This is a genomic window from Bradyrhizobium sp. Rc2d (assembly GCF_900099855.1).
Taxonomy (GTDB): domain Bacteria; phylum Pseudomonadota; class Alphaproteobacteria; order Rhizobiales; family Xanthobacteraceae; genus Bradyrhizobium.
On record NZ_FNCU01000023.1, the window covers coordinates 43,208 to 60,227 of the forward strand.

The 17,020-nt window shown below is 63.7% G+C and carries 17 protein-coding genes; 2 read left to right on the plus strand and 15 right to left on the minus strand.

The genetic code is table 11. From position 1 onward, the window contains the following. Positions 1–17: 17 nt before the first annotated feature. The 12 genes from paaE to BLV07_RS26080 all read right to left on the minus strand — a co-directional run bounded on the left by paaE (position 18) and on the right by BLV07_RS26080 (position 10,146). Entirely contained in the window at positions 18–1,100 is a 1,083-nt protein-coding gene (gene paaE / locus BLV07_RS26015) for a 1,2-phenylacetyl-CoA epoxidase subunit PaaE (protein WP_091891492.1), read from the minus strand. 138 nt (positions 1,101–1,238) lie between these two features. Next, positions 1,239–1,742: a 1,2-phenylacetyl-CoA epoxidase subunit PaaD gene (gene paaD / locus BLV07_RS26025; protein WP_091891498.1), complete on the minus strand. Its 504-nt coding sequence runs from the start codon at positions 1,740–1,742 to the stop codon at positions 1,239–1,241. Further along, positions 1,736–2,512: a 1,2-phenylacetyl-CoA epoxidase subunit PaaC gene (gene paaC / locus BLV07_RS26030; RefSeq protein WP_176945753.1), complete on the minus strand. Its 777-nt coding sequence runs from the start codon at positions 2,510–2,512 to the stop codon at positions 1,736–1,738. Before paaC ends, paaD begins: the two co-directional genes overlap by 7 nt. Beyond that, entirely contained in the window at positions 2,512–2,799 is a 288-nt protein-coding gene (gene paaB / locus BLV07_RS26035) for a 1,2-phenylacetyl-CoA epoxidase subunit PaaB (protein WP_091891504.1), read from the minus strand. The genes paaC and paaB overlap by 1 nt, the downstream gene beginning before the upstream one ends. Before the next feature lie 10 nt (positions 2,800–2,809). Then, positions 2,810–3,802, minus strand: a complete 993-nt coding sequence (paaA, locus tag BLV07_RS26040; RefSeq protein ID WP_176945754.1) for a 1,2-phenylacetyl-CoA epoxidase subunit PaaA — start codon at positions 3,800–3,802, stop codon at positions 2,810–2,812. A gap of 76 nt (positions 3,803–3,878) precedes the next feature. Continuing rightward, on the minus strand, positions 3,879–4,745 hold the full coding sequence (gene paaX / locus BLV07_RS26045) for a phenylacetic acid degradation operon negative regulatory protein PaaX (RefSeq protein WP_091891714.1): 867 nt from the start codon (positions 4,743–4,745) through the stop codon (positions 3,879–3,881). A gap of 244 nt (positions 4,746–4,989) precedes the next feature. After that, a complete protein-coding gene (locus BLV07_RS26050) occupies positions 4,990–5,760 on the minus strand; it encodes a lipase family alpha/beta hydrolase (protein ID WP_091891510.1) in 771 nt (256 codons plus the stop codon). Between the two features lie 202 nt (positions 5,761–5,962). After that, positions 5,963–7,249, minus strand: a complete 1,287-nt coding sequence (locus tag BLV07_RS26055) for a DUF445 domain-containing protein (RefSeq protein WP_091891513.1) — start codon at positions 7,247–7,249, stop codon at positions 5,963–5,965. 173 nt (positions 7,250–7,422) lie between these two features. Further along, entirely contained in the window at positions 7,423–7,878 is a 456-nt protein-coding gene (locus tag BLV07_RS26065) for a phasin (RefSeq protein ID WP_091891519.1), read from the minus strand. Between the two features lie 215 nt (positions 7,879–8,093). Then, positions 8,094–8,687 (minus strand): GNAT family N-acetyltransferase, encoded by a 594-nt coding sequence (locus tag BLV07_RS26070; RefSeq protein ID WP_176945755.1) that lies wholly within the window; start codon positions 8,685–8,687, stop codon positions 8,094–8,096. Next, the gene (locus tag BLV07_RS26075; protein ID WP_091891525.1) at positions 8,684–9,766 is read right to left on the minus strand and encodes a PHA/PHB synthase family protein; all 1,083 of its coding nucleotides are present in this window, start codon (positions 9,764–9,766) and stop codon (positions 8,684–8,686) included. The genes BLV07_RS26070 and BLV07_RS26075 overlap by 4 nt, the downstream gene beginning before the upstream one ends. After that, the gene (locus BLV07_RS26080) at positions 9,763–10,146 is read right to left on the minus strand and encodes a hypothetical protein (RefSeq protein WP_091891717.1); all 384 of its coding nucleotides are present in this window, start codon (positions 10,144–10,146) and stop codon (positions 9,763–9,765) included. The genes BLV07_RS26075 and BLV07_RS26080 overlap by 4 nt, the downstream gene beginning before the upstream one ends. 164 nt (positions 10,147–10,310) lie before the next feature. On the opposite strand from BLV07_RS26080, the gene BLV07_RS26085 reads away from it, so the two are divergent. Both BLV07_RS26085 and BLV07_RS26090 read left to right on the plus strand, forming a co-directional pair. Continuing rightward, complete coding sequence (locus tag BLV07_RS26085) at positions 10,311–11,267, plus strand: alpha/beta fold hydrolase (RefSeq protein WP_091891721.1); 957 nt, start codon at positions 10,311–10,313, stop codon at positions 11,265–11,267. A 69-nt stretch (positions 11,268–11,336) separates the two neighbouring features. Beyond that, a complete protein-coding gene (locus BLV07_RS26090; protein ID WP_091891528.1) occupies positions 11,337–11,801 on the plus strand; it encodes a nuclear transport factor 2 family protein in 465 nt (154 codons plus the stop codon). Positions 11,802–11,828: 27 nt separating this feature from the next. Here the strand turns inward: BLV07_RS26090 and BLV07_RS26095 are convergent, their stop codons facing one another. The 3 genes from BLV07_RS26095 to BLV07_RS26105 form a co-directional block, all read right to left on the minus strand. Then, entirely contained in the window at positions 11,829–12,503 is a 675-nt protein-coding gene (locus tag BLV07_RS26095) for a spermidine synthase (RefSeq protein ID WP_091891533.1), read from the minus strand. Positions 12,504–12,657: 154 nt separating this feature from the next. Beyond that, the gene (locus BLV07_RS26100) at positions 12,658–15,894 is read right to left on the minus strand and encodes a bifunctional cytochrome P450/NADPH--P450 reductase (protein ID WP_091891536.1); all 3,237 of its coding nucleotides are present in this window, start codon (positions 15,892–15,894) and stop codon (positions 12,658–12,660) included. 122 nt (positions 15,895–16,016) lie between these two features. Then, positions 16,017–17,012, minus strand: a complete 996-nt coding sequence (locus BLV07_RS26105; RefSeq protein ID WP_176945756.1) for an alpha/beta fold hydrolase — start codon at positions 17,010–17,012, stop codon at positions 16,017–16,019. Between the last annotated feature and the right edge of the window lie 8 nt (positions 17,013–17,020).

Consider the following 17,020-nt stretch of genomic DNA (forward strand, 5'->3'; position numbering starts at 1 on the left):
CTGCTTGGCCAAAACTGTCAAACATGGTCGTAATCGACCACGACCCGCTCCGACGACGGCTTCGCCTGACAGGTCAGGATAAAGCCGGCCTTCAGCTCCCAGGGTTCCAGAGAGTAATTGATGTCCATCGGCGCCTCGCCCTCGACCAGCTTGGCACGGCAGGTCGAGCACATGCCGCCCTTGCAGGCGAAGGGCAGATCGACGCCGGCGCGCAGCGCGGCATCGAGTATCGCCTCGTCCTCGGCAACAGGCACGTCGCGGCGCTTGCCGTCGATGATCAGAGACGCGACCGCCTTCGGCGGCGCGTCGGGCGCAACGGCTTTCTTCGGCCGCGGCTTGCCGCCGAATTCGGAGACAAAGCGCTCGACATGGATACGCTCTTCCGCAATCCCGAGGTCGCGGCAGGTCGCCTCGATGTCTTCGCTCATGCCTGATGGACCGCAAATGAAGACATGATCGACGCTCTCCGCCGGCACCAGTGAACGCAAGAGCACCCTCACCTTGTCGCCGTCGAGCCGGCCATGCAGGATCGGGATATCCTGTTCCTCGCCGGAGATGACGTGGAAGATCGAGAGGCGGTCGATGAAGCGGTCCTTCAGCTCCTCCAGCTCTTCGAGAAACATGATGTTGTCGGTGGCGCGGTTGCCGTAGAACAGGAAGAAGCGGCTGTCAGGCTCGCGCACGAGCGTGCCCTTCACGATCGAGAGAATGGGCGTGATGCCGGAGCCCGCGGCAAAACCGACATGGATGCGCCCGGCCTCCGCTGCTGGGACCAGGCCGAAGCGCCCCGTCGGCGTCATCACGTCGAGCTCGTCGCCGCATTTCAGCTCGTCCGCCGCCCAGCTCGAAAACGCGCCGCCGTCGACCTTCTTCACGGCAATCCGGATCTCGCCGTCGTCGGGTCCGGAACAGATCGAATAGGAGCGGCGCACCTCTTCGCCATCCAGTGTGGTGCGGAGCGTCAGGTATTGGCCGGGCGTGAAGGCGTAATCACTGGCGAGTTCGCCGGGAATGGCGAAGGTCATCGAGATGGCATCCGAGGCCTCGCGGCGGAGGTCGTTGATGGCCAAGCGATGGAAGCGCGGCGCGGCTGGTGACATTACGGGCACCCTCGTTCGGTCTCTCCGTCGTCATTGCGAGCGAAGCGAAGCAATCCAGAATCTTTCCGCAGAGGCAGTCTGGATTGCTTCGTCGCAAGAGCTCCTCGCAATGACGATGGGGTTGGCATCGCACGTTTCTCAATGACACTTGAAATAATCGAAGGGTTCGCGGCAGGCCTTGCAGCGCCAGAGCGCCTTGCAGGAGGTCGAGCCGAATTCGGACAAGAGTTCAGTCTTGTCAGAGCCGCATTGCGGACACGCGACGGCCTGTCCGCCGAATAGCGCGCGGCGCGAGCTTGAGGCCTGCGGCGGCGCGATGCCGTAGGCGCGCAGCTTCCGGCGGCCCTCCTCGCTCATCCAATCCGTGGTCCAGGCCGGCGACAGCACCGTGCGCACCTCCGGACGATGGAAGCCGGCGCGTTCCAGCGCAAGCTCGATTTCGAGCGCGATCATGTTCATGGCCGGGCAGCCCGAATAGGTCGGTGTGATGGCGACCTCGACGCGATCGCCATCCAAAACGACGTCACGGAGCACGCCGAGATCGGCGATGGTCAGCACGGGAATCTCGGGATCGACCACGCTTGCCGCGGCATCCCAGGCCCTCCGGCGTAGCTCGCTATCGCGCTCCAGCACCGTCACCATGTCGACCCCGGGAAGGTGCGCTGCATCGATTGCAGCTCGGACAGGAGATGGCCGAGATGCTCGCTGTGCCGGCCAGAGCGGCCACTCTGCTGCATCCAGTCGTTCTGCGGCAGCTCAAGTGTCGCCTCTCTGACGATATCAGACAACGTCGTCAACCAACGACCGCGCAAGCTCGCCGGATCGATGGCAATATCGGCATGGATCAGGGCGCGCTCGGCTTCGTCCACGGCAAACAACTCACCGGTGAACGCCCAGAGATGATCGATCGCGGCCTGCGCGCGGGCGCTGCTTTCGTCCGTGCCGTCGCCGAGCCGGATGATCCACTCGGAGGCATGGCGCAGATGATAGGCGCTCTCTTTCTCCGACTTGGCCGCAATGGCGGCAAGCGTCGTATCGCGCGAGGTCATCATCGCGCGCCAATAGAGGTCGGCGAAGGCCGAATAGAAGAACTGCCGCACCAGCGTCTGGGCGAAATCGCCGTTCGGCTGCTCGACCAGCAGCAAATTGCGGTACTGCCTGACGTCGCGCAAATAAGCGAGTTTGTCCTCGTCGTTGTCCGCGCCTTCGACCTTGGCGGCGTAAGTGTAGAGCTCGCGCGCCTGGCCGATCAGGTCGAGCGCGATGTTGGACAGCGCCATGTCCTCTTCCAACATCGGCGCGTGCCCGCACCATTCCGACAACCGGTGGCCGAGGATCAGCGCATCATCGGCGCGGCGCAGCGCGTAGAGCACCAGCGGCGTTTCGGAGACCTGGATGTTGGCGACCGGCATCACATGTGTCCCACTTCTTCGGGCACCTCATAAAAGGTCGGGTGCCGATAGATCTTCGACTCTGCCGGTTCGAACATCATGCCCTTATCAGCCGGATCGCTCGCGGTGATCGCGGTGGACGGCACGACCCAGATCGACAGGCCTTCGCCGCGACGGGTGTAGATGTCGCGGGCAGCCTGCAGCGCCATCGTCGCGTCGCTCGCATGCAGCGAGCCGACATGCTTGTGCGCGAGCCCGTTGCGGCTGCGAATGAAGACTTCCCACAGCGGCGTGTTCGGCGTGGTCATCGTGATCTCCCTATTCCGCGGCTTGTGCGGTCTGACGCTGCGCGCGCTTTGCCGCGTAAGCGGCTGCCGCCTCACGCACCCAGGCGCCCTCCTCGTGTGCCTTGCGGCGCGCGGCCATGCGATCGCGATTGCACGGGCCGTTGCCGGCGAGCACCTGCTTGAATTCGGTCCAGTCGATCTCGCTGTAGCGCCAGTGCCCGTCGGCATCCTGGGTCATCGCGGGATCTGGAATGGTGAGGCCGAGATATTGTGCCTGCGGCACGGTGGCATCGACGAATTTCTGGCGTAACTCGTCATTGGAGAAGCGCTTGATCTTCCATTTCGTCGAGGTGTCGCTGTGCTGGCTCGTCGCATCCGGCGGGCCGAACATCATCAGCACCGGCCACCACCAGCGATTCAACGCATCCTGCGCCATCGCCTTCTGCTCCTCCGAGCCGCGGCACAGCGTCAGCATGATCTCGTAGCCCTGGCGCTGGTGAAAGGATTCCTCCTTGCAGACGCGGATCATCGCGCGCGCATAGGGGCCATAGGAGCAGCGGCACAGTGGGATCTGGTTCATGATCGCGGCGCCGTCGACCAGCCAGCCGATGGTGCCGATGTCGGCCCAGGTCAGCGTCGGATAATTGAAGATCGAGGAGTATTTGGCTTTGCCCGCGAGCATGGCGTCGACCAGCTCTTCGCGCGAGGTCCCTAACGTCTCGGCGGCGGCATAGAGATAGAGCCCGTGGCCGCATTCGTCCTGCACCTTGGCGAGCAGCGCGGCCTTGCGGCGCAGCGTCGGCGCGCGCGTGATCCAGTTGCCCTCGGGCAGCATGCCGACGATCTCGGAATGGGCGTGCTGGGAAATCTGGCGGGTGAGCGTCTTGCGGTAGGCCGCCGGCATCCAGTCGTTCGGCTCGATGCGCTCCTCGGCATCGATGCGGCCCTGGAATTGCGCAGCCCTGGCCGCGTCCTCAAGACCGCGATCGTCGGTCTCGGCCGTGTTCAGCGCCTGGGTGTACATGCGCATCCTCCCGATTTGTTGGGAGGAAATATATAACAGAATTTAGTTCATGCAAGATATTTCTGTAACATATAGATCAAGCGCCGAACCTCTGTTCCAGAAGCTTCCGCGCCGCGGGCAAGGGTCCCCTCTCGTTGGTTCCATGGCTGTCGAGCCATTGTTCCGACGGAGCCAGCAGTGCGCGATAAATCTCGCCGCAAAGCGCACGCGCTGCCCTGCCCGGCCAATCCGACGGCAGCAGGCTTTCGGGCAACAGCGGATCGCGCAGCACCACGCGGCGGTAATAGTGGATCAGGAGGATGCGCGCGGTGAAGGCGTCAGCCTCGGATAAATCCGTGCCGCGCGCGATCGCGGCACGGAGCGGCTCGAACGTCTTCATGAATTTCAGATACGCATCCGCAGTGCGGTCCAGCGGCCAGCTCGCGCTGAGCAGGCGGCGGCCGCTGTCATCCTCCGCCGAGACTTCGAGACGGATCGCGCCCACGGCCTCGTCGGGCACCGGTACGCCCGACGGCGCGACCCAAACGCCGGGCAGCGGACTGCCGAAGCCGGCATTGCGGAGCGCCTCGCGCGAGGCGTCGCGGTCCTCGCCGTTGCCGATCAGGAGCAGCTCGAAGCGCCCGGTCCAGTCGGACGGCGGCGGATCGTAGATGTGGCGCGTCGCGGCCTCGAAGGTCTGGCGTCCCTTTTCGGCCAGCCGATAGAAGCTGTTGCGGCCGACCTTTTCGCGGGTCAGCCAGCCATCGGCCGCAAGGCGCGACATCGCGGTGCGCACCACGCCGCTGTCGATGTCGAGGCTTTCGAAGAATTCCAACAGCGTGCCGAGCCACACCACACCGCCGCGCGGCACGATGGCGTCGCCGAACACGGTGATGACGATGGAGCCGGTACGCGATGGCTCGCGCTTGAGCTGGTCGATGATGCGGGACAACGGATGCGCCATGCGCGAGGCATAGCGCGTTTGGTGCGGGCGCGACAATGGACGGGAGCGACGAGGCGAGAGCCAGGCTCGATCCTTCGAGATGGCGCGTCCTCTTCTCCCTCTCCCCGTTCTTACGGGGAGAGGGTTGGGGTGAGGGGCTGTATCAGCAAACTCAGTAGCAGACGGACTCGCGGAGATTCCCCTCACCCGCCACGCTTCGCGTGTCGGCCTCTCCCCGCAAGCGGGGAGAGGCGAAGGAAGCGAGCTACCTGTGCGGATCGGGATAGGCCAGGCTGCGCCAGCCGCTGCGATCGAACGGCCGCCACTGGCCTTCTTTCTGCGCGAGGCGGTCGGCCACGGCATAGACCACGGCGGGATGATGGCCCATGCCGCAATGGCTGCTTTCGACCTCGATGCTCTCGGTCTGCGCTCCCGATTTCTCCATGCAGCCCTGCCAGGCGCAGACGCCGTCGGTGCGGCTGAAGATGGCGGTGGTCGGCACCGGCGGCGGGACGGCGAGCTCGCCGCCGAAATGCGGATCGACCTCGTCGGCCTTGCGCCCGCTCGCCCATTCATAGACGCGCCAGGCATTGGTCGAGCGCGGATTGCCGGCAAAGGGACTGCCGAGCGTGATCACCTGGCGTACGCGGTCCGGCATCATCTTGGCGAGCTGGCGCGCATAGAGGCCACCGAGGCTCCAGCCGACCAGGCTGATCTTGCGGCCATGCGTGTCGCTGAGCTCCTGCACCAGATCGACCATCGCATGCTGGACGCCGGTGCGCAGGCCGTAGTTGCGACCCTGGCGCCAGCCGCTCACCGCATAGCCCTTGCTGGTCAGAAACGCGCGCAGCGCGCGCGTGGACGTATCGGAGGCCACGAGGCCCGGCAACACCAGCACCGGATGCCCATCGCCGCGGGGCGCGAGGCTCAGCAGCGGCAGCGCGCCGAGGAATGCGCCGAACTCGTGGATCGCGCGCCCCTCCAGAAACATCAGGGTGCGGGACGGCGGACGCAGCGTCTGGGCAGTTGCGGTCATCAATGTTTCCCCTGGGACGAATTCCTGGAAAGGCCGCCGGCTGCGATGCCGGCAAACGCGCGTGAATTCCAATACACCGGCTTCTTGATCGTTCCGCAGTGCAACATGAATCAGCTAATCGGCCGGTTCCCGACATTCAAGCGGGAGAGACGCAAGGCGACAATAGGCCCACGCGTTAATGCTAACGGCCGTGACGCAAAAGTCACAGCAATCGGAGCAGGAATTCTACGGAGTAGAGCGCAAGTCCCGCGAGGCCGCCGATCAGCGAACCGTTGAAGCGGATGTATTGCAGGTCGCGTCCGATGTTGATTTCGATCAGCGAAATCAACTGCGTCATATTCCACGCCTTGACCTGGTCGGAGATGAAAGTCGAGACACCGCCCTTCTGATCGGCGACGACGCTGCGCAGCACGGTCACCAAGCCCTTGTTGATCTCCCCGCGCAGTTCGGCATCGCCGGCGAGCGCTTCGCCCGCGGCGACGAACATGCCGGCGAGATGATGCTGGAGCACTTGCGTCTCGCCGCTTGCGCTGCGCTCGATGAAGGAGCGCGTGTTGGCCCAGACGGTACGGGCGAGATCGGCAAGCTCGGGCCGCGCCAGCAGATCGCGCTTCAGGCCGTCGATGCGGTCGATATAGGCCCGATCGGTGCCGAGCTGGTCGACGAAGTTCAACACCATGCGATCGAACTCGCCGCGAAACGGATGTTTGGGGTCGCTGCGCACTTCATTGAAGAAAGCGGTGGCGGACGCCACGATCTTGTTCACCAGAAACTTGTCGGCGCGATAGAGCCGCAGCAACGTCGGCAATTCCGCGCGCACCTTCTCGCGGATCATCGCCATCGTCTCCTTCTGATTCAGCGTGTCGTGCATCACGCGCAGGAGATCGTCGAACAGAATCTGGTGCCGTCCTTCCGCGACGAAGCCGCGCAGCGTGCCCGCGGCGAGCGGCGCAAGGTCGATCGCCTGGAGCTGGGAAGACATGCGGCGGATGATGAAGGTCATCAGGCCCGAGCTTTCCGTCGCTGAGAACGCCTCCGGCAGCAGGCGGAGCGCAAAGCGCGCGAGATCGTCGCTGCGCTTGCGATCCCGCAGCCAGTCGGCAACGAAGGAGCCGAAATCGATTTCCTTCAGCTTGGCCTCGACGGGACCGGTCTCGAGGAAATGCACCTGGATGAACTCGCCGAGCTTGTCGGCGATGCGGGCCTGGTTGCTCTGGATGATCGCGGTATGCGGGATCGGCAGGCCGAGCGGCCGTTTGAAGAGCGCGACCACGGCATACCAGTCGGCGAGCCCGCCGATGGTCGCGGCTTCCGCGAAGGCCGCGATGAAGCCGAACACGGGATGCACGTTCAGCAGGAGTTTTGCGACAGTGAACAGAGCCAGCGTCGAGGCCAACACCAGCGTCGCCAGCGCTTTCACGCGCCGCAGCTCCGCCGCGCGTTCGGCGTCACCGGGGGTGTCGAAGAGATAGGTGCCTGATGAACCCATGACTGCATCACCCTACCCGTCATTGCGAGCGAAGCGAAGCAATCCAGAATCTTTCCGCAGAGAGACTCTGGATTGCTTCGTCGCAAGGGCTCCTCGCAACGACGACTGCGGCAGCGCAAAACAAAAGGCCCGCCGAAGCGGGCCTCAAATTCAGTTGCTACTCAGGCGCCAAATCAGGCGGTCTTGTTGTAGACCTTGGCAAAGTTGTCCTGAGCGGACTTCGCGCCGTTGGCGGCGAGCTTGCCGAGATAGTCGGCGGTCGCCTTGGCACGCGAGACGAACACTTCACCGCGGGCGCGGAGCAGGCTCGACTGGATCTCGACGGCCTCGCTGATCGACTTGGCGGACGCGAGCTCGTCGATGCCCGAGAAGAACGCCTCGGCGTCCTCATAGATCGCCTGCTGGATATTGCGGCTGATCTTGCCGGCCTCGGCAACGGATTCGGTCACCGCGTTCTCGACGGCGGCGGTCACCCGCTCGGAGCCGGCGAAAGCTTCGGCGGCACGGTCCTTGGCGGTGTTGGCGGTCTTCTTGACGAACTCGCGGGCGGCCTCGGGAACTTCCAGATTCTGGATGTTCTTGAAAGCGTCCTTGAAGCCCTCGAAAGCGGTGTTGGTTTCAGTGGTCATGGGGTTCTCTCCATCCTCATTGGTCTGAGCTATGGGCTCACCCCGTCCGCATCGGCCCGGGGCACGGCTTATATGGCATCGTTAATTGTGCGATGCAATATTCATATTGCGCTGCGATATCACGAAATCGTGAAGAGCCTTAGCAAAAGGCGCCACACTGCCCTAGTTGGAGGCCGTCTCGGACGAATTAAGTCCGTACCGGCCCGATCTTCGGCTTAATGCTGGACGGCGCCTGGCAATCCATAGGCCTCCATCTGCGCCTGAACTTGCGCGATGTTGTGCCCCAGCACGACAATGTCATGGGTCTTGCCATCGATATCCCGCACGTGGTCGCGCAGCAGCGCCTCGGCCTTGAACCCGAGGCCTTCGAACAGCGCGATCGCCGCCTGCTGGTCGACCGTCATCTGCACCGAGAGCTTTTCCAGGCCAGCCCCGAGCGCAAGTGCAAAGGTCTCCTGTGAGAGCGCCTTCCCCACACCCTGCCCGCGCACGTCGGACGAGACCACCATGCGGATCTCGCCGACATGAGGCGACCAGGAATGCGGATCGCGCACCAGCGTGCCGCAGCCGACGACCTTGCCGTCCCTCACCGCGAGCAGGCTCGTGATTGCGCCGCGCTCGATCTCCTTGACCCAGGCGGAGAGCACCTTCGGCTCGCTGATATTGCGTGGCAGGAACAACAGATCGTGGGACGGAAGACCTTGGCCGAAGGCGAGCACCGCGGCTTCGTCTCCGGGCGACATCAGGCGGATCTCGATATCACCAGCATCGGTCTTGATGTGACGCGGATAGGAACGCTGCTCACTCATGTCGATCTCTTTCCCAGCCAGGAATCCAATTTTGGCCACAGCCGCTTCACCGCGTTGGCACCGGCGACGAGGGAGACGTGGCCGCCCTTCAACATCACCTCTTCCTTGTCCTCGGAGCCGATCTTCGCGATCAGGTGCTTTGCGGCGTCATAAGGCACGATGTGATCGTGCTCGGCGACAGCGTGCAGGATCGGCACCTTGATGTTTTCGAGCTTCGCCGCGCGGCCGCCAACCGACATGGTGTCGTTGAACAGTTTGTTGTCCCACATCAGGTCCTTGGTGATGGCGCGGAAATACTCGCCCGCCAGCGGCAGCGTGTCGGTCGCCCAACGGTCGAACATGCGGTAAGACTTGACGAACTCGTCGTTCCAGATGTTTTCCCAAAGCTGGATCTGGCTGACGGTGCGCGAGGCCGGGCGCAGCATCTCGAACGAGGACAGGATCATCTCCGGCGGCACATTGCCGACGCTGTCGACGAGATGATCGACGTCGAAATAGCGGCGATCGGAGAAGTTCGAAAACAGCTTCATCTCGCGGAAGTCGATCGGCGTGGTGAAGCAGATCAGGTTCTTCATCGGCCCGTCCTTGTGGATCGAGCCGTAGAGCAGCGACAGCACGCCGCCGAAGCAATAGCCGATGACGGAAACGTCCTGCTCGCCGGAATCGGCTTGCACGCGGCGGACGCAGTCCGGAATGAAGTCGAGGACGTAGTCCTCCATCCGCAGGCTCTTCTCCTCCGGCCGCGGTGCGGTCCAGTCCAGCATGTAAACGTCGTAACCGCGTTTCAGCAGGAACTCGATGAAGCTCTGGCCGGGGACGAGGTCGAGAATGTAGCCGCGATTGGTCGTCGCCATCACGATCAGCACCGGGATGCGGTAGATCTCGTCCGACATCGGCCGGTAGTGGTAGAGGCTCATCGTGCCGCGCGAATGCAGCACATCCTTCGGTGTCGAGCCGAGCGTGGGGCCGGAGGTCGAGAAATATTCGACACCCTTGATGCTGCGCTGGATCGCGCGCTGCACCTCGGTCTGGATGCGCTCCGGGATAGATGCGAAATCAAGTCCCGTCGGCGCATTCATTTCTGCTCTCCGTTTTCGGAGGGCGGACGCTTCGTCCGCGGCGGCCGTGGCGTCCCATCGGAGCCTTGCGAGATGCCCGAACTTGCCGCCATCTGGCTCAGCATCGACTTCATCTCGCCGAGCTGGGCTTCAATGGACTGGAGCCGCTCCGCAAGACCCGTGACCTGCTCCCGGCTCGGCAGGTTCATTGCGACGAGGTATTTCTCCACGAGCTCGCCGAGCTGCTTCTGAGCACCTGCAGCAACTCCTCCCGCACGGTTCATCGCCTGTGAAAACTCGGGCGATGACATGGCCTGGTTGGCGAAGGAGTTGAACCCCTTCTCCATCTCGCCCACCATCTTCTGCCACACGGCGACGGGGTCGTTGGTCTTGTCGGTCATCGGCGTCCTCCTGGTATCGAGAGCTTCGACGCCCTTCTTTTTGGCCATACCACACCGTTGCGAAGGGCCGGTCAACCGGCAAGCGGCCCGGTGCCGCACACGCGGCTTCTTTGCCGCGGGAAACCGTGCAATACAGCATTGGTCAGCAGCAAGGGATCGCAACCGTGACCGTCCATCAGCCGCCCCAGACCGTCCGCGCCAATGGCATCGACATCTGTTACGAGATTTTCGGCAACGGCAACACCGAGCCGCTGCTGCTGATCATGGGGCTCGGGGCGCAGATGATCCATTGGGACGATGCGTTCTGCGAGCAGCTCGCCGCGCGCGGCTTTCGCGTGATCCGCTTCGACAATCGCGATATCGGCAAGTCGAGCCATCTGACGGGCGGCAAGCGGCTAACGCCGCTCGAGCTGTTGAAGCTGCGCTTCCTCAGGATTCCCGTGGCAGCGACCTACAAGCTGATCGACATGGCGAGGGACACGGTCGGGCTGATGGACGCGCTCGGCATCAAGTCGGCGCATCTGGTCGGCGCCTCGATGGGCGGCATGATCGCGCAGGAAGTGACGCTGTCGTTCCCCGAGCGCGTGCGTTCGCTGACCTCGATCATGTCGACGACAGGCAATCCGCGCGTGCCGCCGCCGACACGCGAGGCGGCCGCCATGCTGATGGCGCCGCCGCCGCGCAGCAAGGAGGAATTCATGGTCCGCTTCGGCCAGACCTGGAAGGTGCTGCGCGTCGGCTCCTTTCCGGAAGAGGAAGCGCTCGACCCTGGTCGTGCCGAGCGGGTGTTCGCGCGCGGACTTAATCCCGCCGGCGTCGGCCGGCAGCTCCGCGCCGTACTAGCATCGGGCAGCCGCAAGGAACGGCTGCATGGCGTGAAGACGCCGACGCTGGTCATTCACGGCACCGTCGATCCTCTGGTCCGTCCCGAGGGTGGCAAGGACACGGCAGAGTCAATTCCGGGCGCCAAGCTCCTGATGATCGACGGCATGGGCCACGCGTTGCCGATGCGGTTCTGGCCGGAGATCATCGGCGCGATCGACAAGCACGCGCACGGGGCGGCGGCTCAGGACTGCAGGTCTCCTTACGGTGACCATGTGAGCTCCCGGTTACTCTCTTAACGTCAGCCGGCACGGAAGCTATACAGGCCTTCCTCAATCGCAAAGAGGCTGCGGCCTCTCGGAGCTCACATGCATTCGATCGTCCGACCCGGCGCAATGATCACTGCTGCAATTCTCATGCTCTCGCTCGCCAGTAGCGCTGCGATGGCCGGTAGCGCGCAAGAAGAAGCCAATCGCAAAACCGTGCTGGCCTTCTACGAGAAGGGTCTCAATCAGAAGGACGCTGATGCGGCCCTCACCCATGTCGGCGACCGCTACGTCCAGCACAATCCAAACGCGGCCGATGGACCGGATGGCTTCCGAAAATTCATCGGCTTCCTGCGCGAAAAGTTTCCGAACTCGCATAGCGAGATCAAGCGCAGCTTCGTGGATGGCGACTTTGTGATCCTACACGTTCACTCCGTTCGCGAGCCCGGCAGCAAGGGGCGCGCAATCGTGGATATCTTCAAGCTGGAAAACGGCAAGATCGTCGAACACTGGGACGTCGTTCAGGACATTCCTGAAAATCCCGCAAACGGCAACACGATGTTCTGACGGATAGAACAGCGGCTGAGGAACGGCCTAGCTTTTCCGCGCGATCCAGATCACGTGGCGCGCACCGCCGCCCCTGCCGGTGGCACGGACATTGACTTCGTTGACGTCGAAGCCGGCACGGCCGAGGCGCTTGGTGAAGGCGGGGTTGGGTCCTGAAGACCAGACAGCGAGCACGCCGCCCGGCCGCAGCGCCGTCTTCGCCGCCGTGAGCCCGCTCGCGTCGTAGAGCGCATCATTGCCCTTCCGGGTCAGCCCTTCCGGCCCGTTGTCGACGTCGAGGAGAATGGCGTCGAAGGCGGACCGCTGCGCCCGGATGATCTCGCCAACGTCGGTCTGCCGGATGCTCACCTTGGGATCATCGAGGCTGTCGCCGAAGACCTGCGCCATCGGGCCGCGCGCCCAGGCTACCACCGCAGGCACGAGTTCGGACACCACGATCCTCGCGTTGCTTCCGAGCACGGCAAGCGCCGCACGCAGCGTAAAGCCCATGCCGAGGCCGCCGATGAGGACGACGGGCTTTACGACATTCTCGATCTGCTTTGCCGCCAGCGTGGCGAGCGCCGCCTCCGAGCCCGACAAGCGGCTGTTCATCAGCTCGTTGCTGCCGAGCTTGATGGAGAACTCCTTGCCGCGCCGCATCAGGCGCAGCTCACCGTCGGAACCGGGGATTTGCGCGGTGTCGATCTTTTCCCAGGGAATCATGGGAGAGCTTTAGCACGATCGGAAATCGTATAGGGTGGGTTAGCCGAAGGCGTAACCCACCACTTCTGTATCCGCGGTAAGAGACCTTGGTGGGTTACACCCAGCGAACTGCGCTTCGCGCGTTCGCAAGGCTAACCCACCCTACAATCTCGCCCTATCCGCCCGCCCAGACGTCCAACACATAGCGGTTCTTCGCGCCCATCTCCTCGATCCAGCGTGCGCTGGCCGCGGCATCGCTGCCGCTCTTCTCGCGGTGGATCGCGACGAGCGCGGCCTTCACGTCCGGCTCCATCCTGCCGCCGTCGCCGCAGACATAGATGATGGCGCCTTGCTCGATCAGCGGCCAGACCTTGTCCTTCTGCGCGGCAAGCACATGCTGCACATAGGTCTTGGGTCCATCCGCGCGCGAGAACGCCGTGAAGAGCTCGGCGATGCCGCTTGCCGCCAGCGCCTTCAGCTCGTCCGCATAAAGAAAGTCCTGGTCGGGATGGCGACAGCCGAAGAACAGCATGGCCGGACCGAGGGCGGCCCCCTTCGCCTTGCGCGCGGCGCGCTCCTGAAGGAAGCCGCGGAACGGCGCAAGTCCCGTGCCCGGCCCGATCATGATGATCGGCACCGATGAATCATCGGGAAGCCGGAAACCGGCCTTGGTCTCGCGCACCGTCGCGTAGATCGCATCGCCCGCGCGACGGTTGGCGAGATAATTCGAGCAGATGCCTTTATAGGTGCCGCTACCGGAGGCTGCCGGACCTTCGACCACACCGACGGTGACGCTGCATCGCGCCGAGTCGACCGACGGCGAGGACGAGATCGAGTAGTAGCGCGGCGCCAGCAGCGAGAGCATTTCCAGATAGACGTGGAAGGGCAGTTCGCAGGCCGGATATTCGAGCAGCAGGTCGAACACCGATTTGCGCCTGGCCAAGATCTCGGTGCGGTAGCGCTCGAGCGGCTCAGGCTCCTCGCCAACGAACCCCAGCAATTTCGGCTTGGTGACCGGGCAGCGGGTGTGCTCGGCCATGATCTGGATCTGCTTGCGTGTCGCGATCTGCTGCAGCTCGACGAATTCGCTGAGCAGACGGCCGACCGACACGGCCTCGCCGACCGGCAATTGCGGACGGCGGCCTTCGGCCACCTGAAGCCTGATCTGATCGGCCGGCAGGAAGCCGAAGCGGCGGGCGACCGAATCCACCAATGTCGGGTCGTTGCGCGGAACGACGCTCAAGTGATCGCCGACGCGATAGCTGATGTTGGACGGCAGCTGCACCTCGATGTGGCGCGTCGAACGCTCCGACGGATTGGCCCCGCTCCTGTTCTGAAGCTCATCATTGACCAGCACCTTCATCGCCACCGCGCCGCCTTGGGCCACGATGGTGTTGACGGCGGTCACCGCGACGGGCTCGATCGCGTAAAGCGGATCGTCCTCCGCGGTGCGGGTGAAATTCCAGTCGATGCCGAATTCCTTGGTCGCGACCTGGGCAGCCGCCGGGAACCATTTCTGAAACTGGCCGTCGAGATCGCTGCGCGCATCGCCTTCGCCGCGCGGGAAGACGGCGCGCCCGCCATGCGCCGACAATTGCTCGTCGATGAAGCGCGGCACCGACTGATAGGTCGCCGCCCAGTCGCTGTTGCCGCAGCCGAACACGGCGTAGCGCACATTGGCAAAGGCATCTGTCGGCAAGTCGCCGCCGAGCCATTTGACGAACTGCGTCGCATTGTCAGGCGCCGCCCCGTTATAGGAGGCGCAGATGATCAGCACGCCGCCTTCCTGCGGCAGCTTGCCGACGTAATCGTCGAGCGGGCCAAGGTGAACGGCGAAACCGTTGATCTCGGCGAGATCGGCCATGCGCGTCGCCAGTTCCTCGGCGGTGCCGAGATTGGAGCCGTACAGCACCAGCATCGGTGTGTTGTGGCCGGGCCGCGCGGTCGGCTGGCGTGGCGCCCTCGGTGCCGAGGCCACAGCCGCGATGGGACCGCCATAGGCACCGCGCTCGCGGTCGGCGCGCGGACGCACCTTGATCTTGAAGCCTTCCGGCTTCATCGTCAGCGTTTCCTTGAGGTGCATTTGATAGCGCTGGTGATCGATCAGCTTGAAGCGCTGGAGGATCATGCCGAGCGCAAGCGCAGCCTCGTGCATGGCAAAGCCGCGGCCGATGCAGGCGCGCTGGCCGTTGCCGAACGGCTTCCAGGCATTGATCGGCCGCTTGGCTTCGGCTTCGCGGCTGAAATTCTCGGGATCGAACGCATCCGGGTTCGGCCCCCAGACGCTGGGATCGCGATGCAACGCCGTCACCAGGATGGTGGTGAAGGTGCCCTTCCTGAGTTTGTACTTGCCACCGCCGATGGTCTCGTCGTTGAGCGGCGAGATGCCGTAGGCCGGCGCCGGCGGCCACAGCCGCAGTGCCTCCTTCAGGATCTGCGTGATGTAGGTGAGCTGCGTCACCTGCTGATAGGTCGGCCTCGCATTGACGTCGGGGCCGAACACGCGGTCGACCTCGTCATAGGCCTTCTTCAGAATGTCCGGATGCTTGAGCAGTGCATAGAGCGTGTAGGACAACAGGCCGCTGGTGGTCTCGTGGCCCGCGATCAGGAAGGTGTTGATCTGGTAGCGGATGTTGACGTCATCGAGCTGCTCGCCGGTCGCGCGGTCGACGCCGGTCATCATCGCGGCCAGCATGTCTTTCTTGTCGTCGATCCCATCCGCACTCTTGCGGCGCTCCGCGATGATCTCGTCGACCATCTTGTTCATGAAGGCCACGTCTTCGGCCAAGGTCTTGCGCCGCTTCTGCATCCAGAGCTGCTCGAACGGCAAGCCGCGCGTCATCATGATGGTTTCGAGCGAGCGCACCAGCGACTCGACGAAGGGGTGGTAGTTGCGCCGGTAGAACGAGTTGAAGCGATAATCGAAACCGCACAGACCGATCGTATCAAGCGTCAATGCGGTCATATCGTGGACGACGTCGATCTCGTCGTCGGCGTTGAGCCGCTCCCATTTGTGGACGAGCTGCTCGGCGATATCGACCATGCTCGGATGATAAGACTGCATGGCGCGGTTGCCGAACGGCTGGAGCAGGATGTTGTGCGCCTTGCTCCAGTTCGGCTCCTTGGTATCGGCCGTGAACAGGCCATCACCGCCAACCGCACGCACACGCCGCAGCGCGCCGCGCACCGTCTTGTCGAAGCGCTTCTCGTTGGAGAGCTCGTCGACGAGATCATGGCCGGAGACGACGACGATCGGCGAGCCCATCATGTCGAGCCAGAAGATCGGACCGAGCTCCTTGGCGAGCCGCGTCAGGTGCTGCACGGGGGCGGCCGAGTCCAGCGACAACATGTTGCCGACCACCGGCTTGGTCGGCGGATGCGGGATCGGGTCCAGTCGGTTCTTGGATGACATGAAAAGCGTTTCCCCCTCAGTAACCCTCGTCATTGCGAGGAGCTCTTGCGACGACGCAATCCAGAGCCTCTCCGCGGACACATTCCTGGATTGCTTTGCTTCGCTTCGCTCGCAATGACGACCTATCCAAACCGCCTTCTACGCCATTCGATCAGCTTGGCGCTGACCTCCTCCGGCTTCTCCTGCTGCGTCCAATGGCCGCTGTCCTTGACGAGATACTTCTCGAGATCGGGAATCAGCTTGTCCATGCCATCAGCGGAGGATGGCGGCAACACCGCGTCATTCTCGGCCATGATCATCAGCGACGGCACGCGGACCGTATGATCGAGCCCTTCGGCACGCGTCCAGTTGCGCGACATGTTGCGGTACCAGTTGATGCCGCCGGTGAAGCCGGTTCTGGTGAAGGCATCGACGAAGACTTTCTTCTCTTCCGGCGACAGGATCGGCGTACGCGGATCGTGCTTCGCGTCATAGGCGGCAATCATCTGCGGAAATGCCAGATTGAGCCGCGGCGAAGCGCCGACACCGGCGACCACCTCCTCCGGCGGCGCGTCGGCCTGGCGCGGCACCGGCTTACGCATGAACGCATCGAAGGTCTGTTCGACACGGCTGCTGAAAATCCTGTCCGGCTCGCGCGCCGGATCCTGGAACTGCACGATGTACATCTTGTCGCCGAAGCGCGCGCGCAACAGCTCGATCGGATCGGCCCAGGCACGATTGGTGTGGGGCGTGTTGATGCCGACCACGCCGGCGACCCGGTCGATGTGCCGCAACGGCATCTGCCAGACGACGAAGCCGCCCCAATCGTGACCGACGAAGATCGCCTTGTCGATCTGCAGATGATCGAGCAGTCCGACGAGATCGCCGGTGAGGTGTTCGATGTCGTAGGCCTCGACCGGCTCGGGCCGATCGGTCGCACCGTAGCCGCGCTGGTCGGGCGCGATCACGCGGATGCCGGCCTCGCTCAACGCCTTGATCTGGTGCCGCCAAGAAAAGGCGAGCTCGGGCCAGCCGTGGCACAGCACGACCGGCGGCTTGTCATCGGCCGGGCCAGCCTCGTAATAGCCCATGCGGATTCCGTTCGTCGTCGCGAACCTGAGCGGTGGCATTTCAATCATGGCGAACT

Excerpts from the sequence above, each read along its gene's own strand:
- BLV07_RS26075 (WP_091891525.1), bottom strand. The coding sequence starts at position 9,766 with ATGAATGCGCCGACGGGACTTGATTTCGCATCTATCCCGGAGCGCATC.
- BLV07_RS26055 (WP_091891513.1), bottom strand. The coding sequence starts at position 7,249 with ATGGGTTCATCAGGCACCTATCTCTTCGACACCCCCGGTGACGCCGAA.
- BLV07_RS26090 (WP_091891528.1), top strand. The coding sequence starts at position 11,337 with ATGCATTCGATCGTCCGACCCGGCGCAATGATCACTGCTGCAATTCTC.
- BLV07_RS26100 (WP_091891536.1), bottom strand. The coding sequence starts at position 15,894 with ATGTCATCCAAGAACCGACTGGACCCGATCCCGCATCCGCCGACCAAG.
- BLV07_RS26070 (WP_176945755.1), bottom strand. The coding sequence starts at position 8,687 with ATGAGTGAGCAGCGTTCCTATCCGCGTCACATCAAGACCGATGCTGGT.
- BLV07_RS26105 (WP_176945756.1), bottom strand. The coding sequence starts at position 17,012 with ATGATTGAAATGCCACCGCTCAGGTTCGCGACGACGAACGGAATCCGC.
- paaC (WP_176945753.1), bottom strand. The coding sequence starts at position 2,512 with ATGCCGGTCGCCAACATCCAGGTCTCCGAAACGCCGCTGGTGCTCTAC.
- BLV07_RS26080 (WP_091891717.1), bottom strand. The coding sequence starts at position 10,146 with ATGACCGACAAGACCAACGACCCCGTCGCCGTGTGGCAGAAGATGGTG.
- paaB (WP_091891504.1), bottom strand. The coding sequence starts at position 2,799 with ATGACCACGCCGAACACGCCGCTGTGGGAAGTCTTCATTCGCAGCCGC.
- paaX (WP_091891714.1), bottom strand. The coding sequence starts at position 4,745 with ATGGCGCATCCGTTGTCCCGCATCATCGACCAGCTCAAGCGCGAGCCA.
- BLV07_RS26050 (WP_091891510.1), bottom strand. The coding sequence starts at position 5,760 with ATGACCGCAACTGCCCAGACGCTGCGTCCGCCGTCCCGCACCCTGATG.
- BLV07_RS26095 (WP_091891533.1), bottom strand. The coding sequence starts at position 12,503 with ATGATTCCCTGGGAAAAGATCGACACCGCGCAAATCCCCGGTTCCGAC.
- paaA (WP_176945754.1), bottom strand. The coding sequence starts at position 3,802 with ATGTACACCCAGGCGCTGAACACGGCCGAGACCGACGATCGCGGTCTT.
- paaE (WP_091891492.1), bottom strand. The coding sequence starts at position 1,100 with ATGTCACCAGCCGCGCCGCGCTTCCATCGCTTGGCCATCAACGACCTC.
- paaD (WP_091891498.1), bottom strand. The coding sequence starts at position 1,742 with ATGGTGACGGTGCTGGAGCGCGATAGCGAGCTACGCCGGAGGGCCTGG.
- BLV07_RS26065 (WP_091891519.1), bottom strand. The coding sequence starts at position 7,878 with ATGACCACTGAAACCAACACCGCTTTCGAGGGCTTCAAGGACGCTTTC.